Here is an 11,575-nt window from a genome sequence, read left to right on the forward strand (position 1 = left end):
CAGACAATAAGGTTGAATCCATGACCTTCTCGGTCGCCGTCTCCGGCGCTTCCGGCTATGCGGGTGGAGAGATCCTCCGCCTCCTCGCGTCGCATCCCGACGTCGAGATCCGCACCGTCACGGCGCACTCCAACGCCGGACAGCCCCTCATCGACCACCAGCCGCACCTCCGGTCGCTCGCGCACCTGACGCTGCAGGACACGACCCCCGACATCCTCGCCGGTCACGACGTCGTCTTCCTCGCCCTGCCGCACGGTCAGTCCGCGCAGTACACCGACATGCTCGAGGGCGTTCCTCTCGTCATCGATGCCGGGGCGGACCACCGGCTCACCGACCCCGCCGCGTGGGACGCGTTCTACGGGGGTGCGTTCTCCGAGCCGTGGGCTTACGGGGTCCCCGAACTCCCCACCGGAACCGCGAAGCAGCGCGACGCCCTCGTCGGCGCGCGGCGCATCGCGGCGCCCGGGTGCAACGCCTCCACCGTCTCCCTGAGCCTCGCCCCCGGTGTCGCCGCCGGCGTCATCGACCCGGGCGACATCGTGACGGTGCTCGCCGTCGGACCCTCGGGGGCGGGCAAGAGCCTCAAGACGAACCTCCTCGCGTCCGAGATCCTCGGCACCGCCAACCCGTACGCGGTCGGCGGCACGCACCGGCACATCCCCGAGATCCGGCAGGCGCTCGCCGCCGCCGCTCCGGCCGAGACGGACATCCGCATCTCATTCACGCCGGTCCTCGTCCCCATGGCCCGCGGCATCCTCGCCACCTCGACGGCCCCCATCGCGCCCGGTGTCACCGATGCGCAGATCCGGGGCGCGTGGGAATCGGCGTACGCCGACGAGTCGTTCGTGCACCTGCTGCCCGAGGGGTCGTTCCCGCGGACGGCCGACGTGCTGGGCGCCAACACGGCGCTCCTCGGACTCGCGATCGACCGGGCCGCCGGACGCGTCGTCGTCGTCGCCGCCGTGGACAACCTCGTGAAGGGCACCGCCGGTGCCGCGATCCAATCGATGAACATCGCCCTCGGTCTCACCGAGTCGACGGGCCTGAGCGTGAACGGGGTGGCACCGTGAGCGTCACGGCAGCACAGGGATTCGAGGCGGCCGGCGTCGCCGCAGGCCTCAAGTCGACGGGCGCGAACGACGTCGCCGTCGTCGTGAACCGCGGGCCCAAGAAGGTCGGTGCGGCCGTCTTCACGACCAACCGCGCCAAGGCCAACCCGATCCTGTGGTCGCAGCAGGTCATCGGGGACGGCGTGGTCGAGGCGATCGTCCTCAACTCCGGGGGAGCGAACTGCTTCACCGGGACCTTCGGGTTCCAGACGACGCACCAGACCGCCGAGAAGGCCGCCGAGCTCCTCGGGATCGGCGCAGGTGACGTGCTCGTCTGCTCGACCGGTCTCATCGGCACCGGTGACGAGGTCTTCCGCGGAAAGGTCCTCGACGGTGTCGCGAAGGGTGTCGCCGCCCTCTCCGCCGACGGGGGAGACGCGGCATCCCTCGCCATCATGACCACCGATTCCCGTCCCAAGCGCGCCGTCGTCTCGAAGGACGGCTGGACGATCGGCGGCATGGCCAAGGGCGCCGGCATGCTCGCCCCGGGCCTGGCGACGATGCTCGTGGTCATCACGACCGACGCCGATCTGGATGCCGCGGCCGCCGACGCCGCGCTCCGCGAGGCCACGCGGGTCAGCTTCGACCGGCTCGACTCCGACGGGTGCATGTCGACGAACGACCAGGTGACGCTCCTCGCGAGCGGAGCCAGCGGCATCCGTCCCGAGCCGGCCGCGTTCGCGCTGGCCCTCACCGAGCTCTGCCTCGACCTCGCCGCGCAGCTGCAGGGAGATGCGGAGGGTGCGAGCCACGACATCACGATCGAGGTCGTCGGCGCCGAGAACGAGCAGGATGCCGTCACGGTCGGCCGCTCGATCGCGCGCAACAACCTCTTCAAGGCCGCCATCTTCGGCAACGACCCCAACTGGGGGCGCGTGCTGGCGGCGATCGGGACGACGGATGCCGCCTTCGACCCCTACGACGTCGACGTGTCGTTCAACGGGGTCCGGGTCTGCACGGCCGGCGGTCCCGACCGCCCCCGCGAGGAGGTCGACCTGACTCCGCGCGCGACGCACATCCTCGTCGATCTGCGGGTCGGCCGGGCCGCGGCGACGATCCTCACCAACGACCTCACGCACGACTACGTCCACGAGAACAGCGCCTACTCGTCATGACCGATATCCAGCAGACCACGCCCGAAGAGGCCGCCGGCAAGGCCGCGGTCCTCGTCGAATCCCTGCCCTGGCTCCAGCGCTTCCGCGATCAGATCGTCGTCATCAAGTACGGCGGCAACGCGATGGTCAGCGAGGAGTTGCAGGCCGCCTTCGCCGAGGACATCGCGTACCTCCACCACGTCGGGGTGAAGCCCGTCGTCGTGCACGGCGGTGGACCGCAGATCTCGACCATGCTCGACCGCCTCGCGATCCCCAGCGAGTTCAAGGGCGGCTACCGCGTCACGAGCACCGAGGCGATCGGGGTCGTCCGCATGGTCCTCGCGGGGCAGATCAACCCGCAGCTCGTGTCGCGCATCAACGCGCACGGATCGTTCGCGACCGGGATGTCGGGGGAGGACGCCGGACTCTTCCGGGGCCGCCGTCGCGGTGTCGTCGTCGACGGAGCCGAGCACGACCTCGGGCACGTGGGCGACGTCGTCGGCGTCGACCCGACGGCGATCCTCGATCACCTCGCCGCTGATCGGGTGCCGGTCGTCTCGTCGATCGCGCCGGACGTCGATCAGCCCGGCAGCTCCCTGAACGTCAACGCGGATGCCGCGGCTGCGGCGCTCGCCGTCGCTCTCGGCGCGGTCAAGCTCGTCATCCTCACGGACGTCGCAGGCCTCTACGCCGACTGGCCCAACCGCGACTCGCTGGTCTCGCACCTGACGGCGACGGAGCTGCGCGCCCTGGTGCCGAGCCTCGAGTCGGGGATGATCCCCAAGATGCAGGCCTGCCTCGACGCGGTCGACGGCGGCGTCGACCGTGCGGCGATCATCGACGGGCGCCAGCCGCATTCGGTGCTCGTCGAACTCTTCACACAACGCGGAATCGGAACAGAGGTGGTGGCGGGATGACCGTGCAGACGACGGTGAGCTGGAAGGACGACGCCGCACGCGACCTCGTCCTCAACTCGGGTGACCGGTTCGCTCTGCTCGTGCGCGGCGAAGGAGCGCACCTGTGGGACGACGAAGGCACCCGCTACCTCGACTTCCTCGGCGGTATCGCCGTGATCTCCCTCGGCCACGCCCACCCCGTCTTCGTGCAGGCCGTCGCCGAGCAGGCCGCGACCCTGGGGCACGTCTCGAACTACTTCGCCACGCCGCCCCAGCTGGGGCTCGCGGCTCGGCTGAAGCGGCTCGCCGGCACGGGGGACTCCGGCCGGGTCTTCTTCGGCAACTCCGGTGCCGAGGCCAACGAGGCGGCCTTCAAGCTCGCACGGCTGCACGGCGGCACCGACCGCCCCCGCATCCTCGCGCTGAAGAACGCCTTCCACGGCCGCACCATGGGGACGCTCGCCCTGACCGGCAAGCCCGCCATGCAGCAGCCCTTCGAGCCCATGGTCCCGGGAGTCGAGTTCCTCGATTCGACGATCGAGGCTCTCGAGGAGGCCATCGACGACCGCGTCGCGGCGCTGTTCGTCGAGCCGATCAAGGGCGAGGCGGGGGTGCTCGAGCTGCCCGAGGGTTACCTCGTCGCCGCGCGGGAGATCACCCGTCGTCACGGCGCGCTGCTGGTCATCGACGAGATCCAGACCGGCGCCGGGCGCACCGGTGCGTGGTTCGCGTTCCAACACGCCGGCATCACCCCGGACGCCATCACCGTCGCCAAGGGGATCGGCAACGGCATCCCGATCGGCGCGCTCATCACCTTCGGTGCCGCGAGCGACCTCTACTACCCCGGCACCCATGGATCCACGTTCGGCGGCAATCCGCTCGCGACCGCCGTGGCGTCCGCGGTCCTCGACGAGATCGAGAACGCCGGCCTCGTCGATGCGGCGACCGAACGCGGCCGCCAGGTCCGCGACGCGGTCGGCGCGATCGGCTCCCCTCTGGTGGAGGGATGCCGCGGCCAGGGGCTGCTGATCGGTGTCGCGCTCCGGCATCCCGTCGCCGGAGCCGTCGTCGCCGCCGCCCAGCAGCACGGCCTGATCGTCAACGCCGCCAACGACTCGACGATCCGTCTCGCTCCGGCCCTCACGATCGGCGACGTCGAGATCGACGAGTTCCAGACCCTGTTCGCCCGGGCCCTCGCCACCGTCGAGGATGCCCTCATGCTCGATGACACGACCCACGACACCCCGGAGGCCTCCGCATGACCCGCCACCTGCTGCGCGACGACGACCTGACCCCCGCTGAGCAGGCCGAGATCCTCGACCTCGCGCTCGAGTTGAAGGCCGACCGCTGGAAGGAGAAGCCGCTCGCGGGTCCGCAGACCGTGGCCGTCATCTTCGACAAGTCCTCGACCCGGACGCGCGTGTCGTTCGCCGTCGGCATCGCAGACCTCGGCGGCTCGCCGCTCATCATCTCGACCGCGAACAGCCAGCTCGGCGGCAAGGAAACCCCCTCCGACACCGCCCGGGTGCTGGAGCGCCAGGTCGCCGCGATCGTCTGGCGCACCTACGCGCAGGCCGGGCTCGAGGAGATGGCGAAGGACACGCGCGTCCCCGTGGTCAACGCGCTGAGCGACGACTTCCACCCCTGCCAGCTGCTCGCCGACCTGCTCACGATCCGCGAGCACAAGGGCGAACTGAAGGGGCTCACTCTCGCCTTCTTCGGCGACGGACTCTCGAACATGGCGCACTCGTACGCGCTCGCGGGCGTCACGGCGGGGATGCACGTCCGCATCGCCTCGCCCGAGGACTATGCGCCCCGCGCGGACGTCGTCGCCGACGCCGACCGCCGGGCGGCCGAGACCGGCGGCTCGTTGACGCTCTACACCGACCCGAACGAGGCGGCCGCCGGTGCGGACATCATCGTGACCGACACGTGGGTGTCGATGGGGAAGGAAGAGGAGAAGACCGCGCGCCTGCGGGACCTGGGCTCCTACAAGGTGACGCAGGAGACGATGGCGCTCGCCCAGGAGGACGCCGTCTTCATCCACTGCCTCCCCGCAGACCGCGGATACGAAGTGGACGCGGACGTGATCGACGGACCGCAGAGCGTCGTCTGGGACGAGGCCGAGAACCGCCTGCACGCGCAGAAGGCGCTGCTGGTGTGGCTGTTGCGACAGCAGTGAGGGATGCCTGGCGGAGCTGGAACGGCCCCGCCAGGCTCCACGGCATCGACCTCGCCCGGGCGCTCGCCGTGTTCGGCATGCTCGCGGCGCATCTCCTGACGATCGAGCAGGACGTCGTGCTGTCCGACCCGTCGACGTGGATCGATCTCGTCAACGGGCGATCCTCGATCCTCTTCGCCGTCCTCGCGGGTGTCTCGATCGCGCTGATGACGGGTGCACGGATGCCGCACCGCGGCGGAGTTCTGAGGGTCGACCGACGTCGACTCGCCGTCCGCGCGGGCGCCGTGTGGGCGGTGGGTCTGTTGCTCACGCAGACGGGCGTCCCGATCTACGTCATCCTGCAGGCGTACGGGATCCTGTTCCTCCTCGCCGTTCCGCTGCTCGCCTTCTCCGCTCGCGCACTCTGGGCGATCGCGGCATCCGTGGCCCTGGCCGTGCCGTGGGTGCTGCCGCTCATCGACGGTTTGCCGGTCTGGGGGTCCGACGCAGGTCGAACGCTCTTCTTCCTCACGGGGTGGGCCTACCCGTTCCCCCTCTGGATCGCCTTCGTGGTCGCCGGGATGGCGTTGGGGCGATCGGATCTCGGGCGCGCATCGATCCAGGTGACGATCCTGGCCTCGGGGGTGGCGGCGGTGGTCGTCGGGGGAGGCCTCTCGACCGTCGTCGGGGCCGGCGGCGTCGCGCCGGGCTCTTACGAGGAAGCGGTCTTCTCCGCCGAGGCCCACAGCGGCGGCCTCGTGGAGGTCATCGCGTCAGGCGGCTTCGCGGTCGCGGTGATCGGCGCGTGTCTGCTGCTCTGCCGGACGCCGGTGACCTGGCTCGTGGCGCCGCTGCGTGCCGTCGGATCGATGCCTTTGACGGCGTACGTCGGTCAGGTCCTCGTGTGGGCCCTCGTCGCTCTCGCCGTCTTCGGGGACACCACCGACCTCCGGGCGTTCCGTGACCTCGGTCTCTTCTGGTGGTTCTGCCTGGGCGCCGTGCTCCTCTGCTCCGCGTGGGCGGCGACCCTCGGCCAGGGCCCGCTCGAGCGGGCGCTCGCGTCGCTGTCGCGCCGCCTGGTGCCTCGGGAGGAGCCACCCGGCGCCGATAGGGTGGTCTCGTGAGCGAGAGCGAGAGCAAGAGCGAGGCGACGAATCAGGGTGCACTGTGGGGCGGGCGGTTCGCGACGGGCCCCTCTCCGGAGCTCGTCGCGCTGAGCCGTTCCACGCACTTCGACTGGTCGCTCGCCGAATACGATCTCGCCGGTTCGCACGCGCACGCGCGCGCACTCGCGTCCGCCGGATACCTCACGCCGGACGAGGAGGCTCGGATGCACGCGGGCCTCGACGCCCTGCGCGATGCCGTGCGCTCGGGCGACCTCGTCGCCGCCGAATCGGATGAGGACGTGCACGGCGCCCTCGAGGCGGCTCTGATCCGGGAGGTGGGCCCCGAACTCGGGGGCAAGCTCCGCGCAGGCCGCAGCCGCAACGACCAGATCGCCACGCTCGTGCGTCTGTATCTCCTCGATCACTCGCGGGTCATCGCGCGGGACCTGCTGAGGGTCATCGACGCGATCGTCGCGCAGGCCGAGGCGAACCCCACCGCGATCATGCCCGGACGCACGCATCTCCAGCACGCTCAGCCCGTCCTCCTCGCCCATCACCTGCAGGCGCACGCCTGGCCTCTCGTCCGCGACCTCGAGCGTCTTCGCGACTGGACCGCGCGGGCATCCGTCTCGCCGTACGGCGGGGGAGCGCTCGCGGGCGCGACGTTCGGTCTCGATGCGCAGGCGGTGGCGCAGGATCTGGGACTGGCTCGTCCGGCCGAGAACTCGATGGACGGCACGTCCGCACGCGACGTGGTCGCCGAGTTCGCCTTCGTGACCGCGATGATCGGGGTCGACATCTCGCGTTTCGCCGAGGACATCATCATCTGGAACACGCGGGAGTTCTCCTTCGTGCGTCTGGACGACGGCTTCTCGACGGGCTCGAGCATCATGCCGCAGAAGAAGAACCCCGACATCGCCGAACTCGCGCGAGGCAAGTCGGGTCGTCTCATCGGCAACCTCACGGGACTCCTCGCGACCCTGAAAGCTCTCCCGCTCGCGTACAACCGCGATCTGCAGGAGGACAAGGAGCCCGTCTTCGACTCGGTGACGACTCTCGAGGTCCTGCTTCCGGCGTTCGCGGGCATGATCGCGACGCTGCGGTTCCACACCGACCGCATGGTGGCCTCCGCGCCGGAGGGGTTCTCCCTCGCCACCGACGTGGCGGACTGGCTCGTCAAGCGGGGCGTTCCGTTCCGCGACGCCCACGAGATCTCAGGGGCACTGGTCCAGGCGTGCGAGCAGCGGGGGATCGGACTCGAGGAGGCGGATGACGCGCTCCTGACAGAGGTGTCGCCGCATCTCGATCCCGCAGTCCGTGACGTCCTGACCGTCGAGGGCTCGGTCGCGAGTCGCGACGGCGCGGGGGGAACCGCGCCCGTCCGGGTCGCCGAGCAGCGGGCGGATCTCGTCGCGCGGGCTCAGGAGCTCGCTCGGAGTCTGCAGCTCTGACCCGATTGTTCTTATGCCCCGTCCCAAATAAGCAAAAAGCTTATTGATACCGAGTCATAACCGACGTAGTCTGCGGGGCATGACTTCTCGCGTCGCGGTGATCGCCGACATCGTCGGATCCCGTACCCTCGCCGACCGTGCCGGCGCGCAGCGAGCGATCATCGATACGTCGCGCCAGGTGCACGACGATCATCCCGTGGCCGAGTCCCCTCTCGCGCCTACGGTCGGCGACGAGTTCCAGGCGGTGTTCCCCGGACTCGCCGCCGCGTTGACATCGCTGTTGCTGATCCAGCTGCATCTGCCGGAGGGCATCGGACTGCGATTCGGGCTGGGTGTCGGCGCCGTCGATCCCGTCGGCGGCGACATCACGGACGGGCCCGGCTGGTGGGCGGCCCGCGCGGCCATCGACGAGGCGCATCGGCTGCAAGACCGCGCCGTGCCGCACGCGCGCACGCGTGTCGCGGCAGCACAGGGGGAGGATGCCGCCATGGTCGAACGCATGGCACTCGCCAACGCCTACCTCCTCGCGAGGGACGAACTCGTCGCGTCGATGAGCGAGCGCGCTCGCCGCCTCACCTACGGCCGGTGCCTCGGTCGCACCCAGCGCGAGTTGGCGGATGCAGAGGGCATCACGCAGCCCGCCGTGTCTCAGGCTCTGGCGAGTGCGGGTTCAGCCGCTCTCGTCGCGGGCTTCGCCGACCTGCGCGAGGGCCTCGCATGATCGGCGCCGGGATCGTCCTCCTGGGCGTGGGTCTGGCGGATCTCATCCGACTCCACGCGCCGGCTCGCGGACGGGCAGCGTTCTTCGTCGTCGCCGCGCTCGCCGTGCTGATCGTGGCGTCGGGAGCGGATGCCGGTGTCTGGGCTTTCGTCGCTGCGGGGACCGCCGCGATGTGGATCCTCGCCACTCCGGGCTCCGCCGGCGGCCGTGCGGGGCTGTGGCCGCTCGTCGCGGTGGGACTCGTGACACTCGGCGCGGTCGCGTTCCAAGGGGTGCGCGAAGCTCAGGGGCCTCTCGGCGAACTGTGGCCTGTCGCGTCACCGCTCGGCGCCGTGAGCCTCGACGTCGGCGTGTTCGTGCTCGGCGCGCTCGTCTTCCTGACCGAGTCCGGCAACGTCGTCGTCCGGGCCGCCCTCCGGGGCGGGGAGGTCGCCCCCGATGCGCCCACCGCGCTCAAGGGCGGGCGTCTGATCGGTCCGCTCGAGCGCGTCCTCGTGTTCGCGCTGACGGTCACCGGCGCGTTCACGCTCCTGGCCGCCGTGCTCGCGGCGAAGGGGATCGTGCGCTTCCCCGAGATCTCACGAGACACCGACCTCGGCACGCGAGCGGAGTACTTCCTCATCGGCAGTCTCGTCAGCTGGGTCACTGCCCTGGGCGCAGCGTTCCTCCTGTGGTGGGGCACCGCCGCCTGACCCCTTGCCGCGGATGCCGGGGTCTGCTTGCCTCTGGTCATGGCGAAAATGGAACACTTCGAGATCCCGGTCGACGACATGCCGAGGGCGCAGGCCTTCTACAAGGACGTGCTCGGTTTCGACTACACCCCCTGGGGTGACGACATGGGGACGATCACGCAGCCCGACGGCGAGGGGACGAACGGCGATCTGCACGTGCGGGGCGTGCTGCCGCATCCCACCGTCGTCTTCACGGTCGACCGCATCGAAGACACCGTCGCGCTCGCGGTCGCCGCGGGCGGGGAGCAGATGGGCGAGATCCAGCCCCTCGATGAGCGTTCGCGGTGGGTGTACTTGCGGGACTCCGAGGGCAACATCATCGGCCTGTACGACGAGGTGTCGCCGGACTGATCGGCCGGAGCCCCGCTGATAGCCTGGAGGGCGTGTCTGAATCCGTATCGAGTGCCGAACTGACGGCTCTCGCGCCCGCCAACGACCCGTCCTTCGCGAATGTGTGGGACGAGATCGTCTGGCGTGGTCTCGTGCACGTGTCGACCGACGAAGCGTCGCTTCGCGAACTCCTCTCCGGAGCGCCGATCACGTACTACTGCGGCTTCGACCCGACCGCGCCCAGCCTGCACCTCGGCAACCTCGTGCAGCTGCTCCTGTTGCGGCGTCTGCAGCTCGCTGGACACAAGCCGCTCGGGCTCGTGGGCGGGTCCACCGGTCTCATCGGCGATCCGCGGCCCACGGCGGAGCGGACGCTCAACACGCGCGAGACCGTCACCGAGTGGGTCGAGCGTCTGCGCGGCCAGGTCGAACGGTTCCTGAGCTTCGAGGGCGACAATGCCGCGCGACTGGTCAACAACCTCGACTGGACCGCTCCGATGAGCGCGATCGACTTCCTCCGCGAGGTCGGCAAGCACTACCGGGTCGGCACGATGCTGAAGAAGGATGCCGTCGCCGCACGACTCAACTCGGATGCGGGCATCAGCTACACCGAGTTCAGCTACCAGATCCTGCAGGGGATGGATTACCTCGAGTTGTACCGGCAGTACGGCTGCGTCCTGCAGACGGGCGGCAGCGACCAGTGGGGCAACCTGACGAGCGGTACGGATCTCATCCACCGCGTCGAGGGGACGTCCGTGCACGCCATCGGCACGCCGCTGATCACCAACAGCGACGGGACGAAGTTCGGCAAGAGCGAGGGCAACGCGGTATGGCTGGATGCCGACATGTGCAGCCCGTACCGGATGTACCAGTTCTGGCTCAACACGGATGATGCCGACGTCATCGCTCGCCTGAAGGTGTTCACGTTCCTGACGCGCGCCGACATCGAGGAGTACGAGCGCCTTGTCGCCGACGAACCCTTCCGGCGCGCGGCCCAGCGTCGTCTCGCGATGGAGGTGACGACGACGGTGCACGGGGTGGATGCCGCGACTGCGGTCGCCGCCGCGTCCGATGCGCTCTTCGGGCAGGGGGACCTCACCTCCCTCGACGCGCCCACGCTCCGCTCCGCGCTCGAGGAATTGCCGCACGTGGCGACGGCCGGCGAGATCCCGGTCGTGCAAGCGCTTCTGGACACCGGTCTGGTCTCCAGTGCGAGTGAGGCGCGACGCGCGATCTCGCAGGGCGGTGTCTCCGTCGACGGTGTGAAGGTCGTCGACGAGGCACACGTCATCACGGGATCGCTGCCCGGCGGTGTCTCCGTCCTCCGACGCGGCAAGAAGACGATGGCCGGCGTGTTCGTCTCCTGACGACCGACGTCTCCCGAGGCCGCCCACCCCGACGAGGGAGGGCGGCCTCTCGCGTTCGCCCGGAAACACAGGCGACACGCCCGGGATGCGGGCCAGATTTGCCCGACTCCGGAGCGCCGCGTAACTTATTACTTGTTCGCCCCACAGGGAAGAGCGAGAGACCGGAAGGCCTCCCAGCCCCCTCAAGCGGAGAACCAAATCCATCCCAAACCTCTCCTAGAGAGAACAGGACCTCGTGGTCTAGGATGGGGACTCCACCTCGAAGCCCCGTGGTGATGAGCCCGACATGATCTTCTGATCGTTTCGTGCCGTCTCGTTCGGGAGTCGAGCGAAGAGTGTGACGTTGCCTCACTACGAAGCCCTGCGGGGTGGTGTGGGAGCATCCGATCCTTGAGAACTCAACAGCGTGCACTTGTCAAATGCCAAATAACCTCGACTTCAGCTTCGGCTGAGGTGAGATTCCTTTGGATCAAAGTCCGGCTTCTTTCGGGAGGTCGGCAAACGGATAGTCAGCAATGATTTATCTCTTTGGTCAGTTCAAACTCGCTGCTTCGGCCTATTCCGGTCGTTGTCAGTATTTTTCTTTTACGGAGAGTTTGATCCTGGCTC

The 11,575-nt window shown here is 69.3% G+C and carries 11 protein-coding genes; all 11 read left to right on the plus strand.

Annotated features, from left to right (window positions below; genetic code table 11):
• Nucleotides 1-20 precede the first annotated feature (20 nt).
• The 11 genes from argC to tyrS all read left to right on the plus strand — a co-directional run bounded on the left by argC (nt 21) and on the right by tyrS (nt 10,966).
• Nucleotides 21-1,070, plus strand: a complete 1,050-nt coding sequence (gene argC / locus H286_RS0111930; protein WP_018187242.1) for an N-acetyl-gamma-glutamyl-phosphate reductase — start codon at nt 21-23, stop codon at nt 1,068-1,070.
• The gene (gene argJ, locus H286_RS0111935) at nt 1,067-2,224 is read left to right on the plus strand and encodes a bifunctional glutamate N-acetyltransferase/amino-acid acetyltransferase ArgJ (protein WP_018187243.1); all 1,158 of its coding nucleotides are present in this window, start codon (nt 1,067-1,069) and stop codon (nt 2,222-2,224) included. Before argC ends, argJ begins: the two co-directional genes overlap by 4 nt.
• Nucleotides 2,221-3,120, plus strand: coding sequence for an acetylglutamate kinase (argB, locus tag H286_RS0111940; protein ID WP_018187244.1), 900 nt, complete (start codon nt 2,221-2,223; stop codon nt 3,118-3,120). The genes argJ and argB overlap by 4 nt, the downstream gene beginning before the upstream one ends.
• Nucleotides 3,117-4,361, plus strand: coding sequence for an acetylornithine transaminase (locus H286_RS0111945; RefSeq protein ID WP_020098321.1), 1,245 nt, complete (start codon nt 3,117-3,119; stop codon nt 4,359-4,361). Before argB ends, H286_RS0111945 begins: the two co-directional genes overlap by 4 nt.
• The gene (argF, locus tag H286_RS0111950; protein WP_020098322.1) at nt 4,358-5,281 is read left to right on the plus strand and encodes an ornithine carbamoyltransferase; all 924 of its coding nucleotides are present in this window, start codon (nt 4,358-4,360) and stop codon (nt 5,279-5,281) included. The genes H286_RS0111945 and argF overlap by 4 nt, the downstream gene beginning before the upstream one ends.
• The gene (locus tag H286_RS0111955) at nt 5,278-6,384 is read left to right on the plus strand and encodes a DUF418 domain-containing protein (protein WP_020098323.1); all 1,107 of its coding nucleotides are present in this window, start codon (nt 5,278-5,280) and stop codon (nt 6,382-6,384) included. The genes argF and H286_RS0111955 overlap by 4 nt, the downstream gene beginning before the upstream one ends.
• Nucleotides 6,381-7,817, plus strand: a complete 1,437-nt coding sequence (gene argH, locus H286_RS0111960) for an argininosuccinate lyase (RefSeq protein ID WP_020098324.1) — start codon at nt 6,381-6,383, stop codon at nt 7,815-7,817. Before H286_RS0111955 ends, argH begins: the two co-directional genes overlap by 4 nt.
• 79 nt (nt 7,818-7,896) lie before the next feature.
• Nucleotides 7,897-8,538: a SatD family protein gene (locus H286_RS0111965; protein WP_020098325.1), complete on the plus strand. Its 642-nt coding sequence runs from the start codon at nt 7,897-7,899 to the stop codon at nt 8,536-8,538.
• Nucleotides 8,535-9,230, plus strand: coding sequence for a hypothetical protein (locus tag H286_RS0111970; RefSeq protein ID WP_020098326.1), 696 nt, complete (start codon nt 8,535-8,537; stop codon nt 9,228-9,230). Before H286_RS0111965 ends, H286_RS0111970 begins: the two co-directional genes overlap by 4 nt.
• Nucleotides 9,231-9,269: 39 nt before the next feature.
• Nucleotides 9,270-9,620 (plus strand): VOC family protein, encoded by a 351-nt coding sequence (locus H286_RS0111975; RefSeq protein WP_231370949.1) that lies wholly within the window; start codon nt 9,270-9,272, stop codon nt 9,618-9,620.
• Nucleotides 9,621-9,652: 32 nt separating this feature from the next.
• On the plus strand, nt 9,653-10,966 hold the full coding sequence (gene tyrS, locus H286_RS0111980; RefSeq protein WP_020098327.1) for a tyrosine--tRNA ligase: 1,314 nt from the start codon (nt 9,653-9,655) through the stop codon (nt 10,964-10,966).
• The last annotated feature ends 609 nt before the right edge of the window (nt 10,967-11,575 follow it).

The sequence above is a fragment of the Microbacterium sp. 11MF genome (assembly GCF_000383475.1).
Taxonomy (GTDB): Bacteria; Actinomycetota; Actinomycetes; order Actinomycetales; family Microbacteriaceae; genus Microbacterium; species Microbacterium aquilitoris.

Coding starts and splice junctions, on each gene's coding strand:
- H286_RS0111945 (WP_020098321.1), top strand. CDS start 3,117: ATGACCGTGCAGACGACGGTGAGCTGGAAGGACGACGCCGCACGCGAC.
- H286_RS0111970 (WP_020098326.1), top strand. CDS start 8,535: ATGATCGGCGCCGGGATCGTCCTCCTGGGCGTGGGTCTGGCGGATCTC.
- argB (WP_018187244.1), top strand. CDS start 2,221: ATGACCGATATCCAGCAGACCACGCCCGAAGAGGCCGCCGGCAAGGCC.
- H286_RS0111965 (WP_020098325.1), top strand. CDS start 7,897: ATGACTTCTCGCGTCGCGGTGATCGCCGACATCGTCGGATCCCGTACC.
- H286_RS0111975 (WP_231370949.1), top strand. CDS start 9,270: ATGGCGAAAATGGAACACTTCGAGATCCCGGTCGACGACATGCCGAGG.
- argF (WP_020098322.1), top strand. CDS start 4,358: ATGACCCGCCACCTGCTGCGCGACGACGACCTGACCCCCGCTGAGCAG.
- argC (WP_018187242.1), top strand. CDS start 21: ATGACCTTCTCGGTCGCCGTCTCCGGCGCTTCCGGCTATGCGGGTGGA.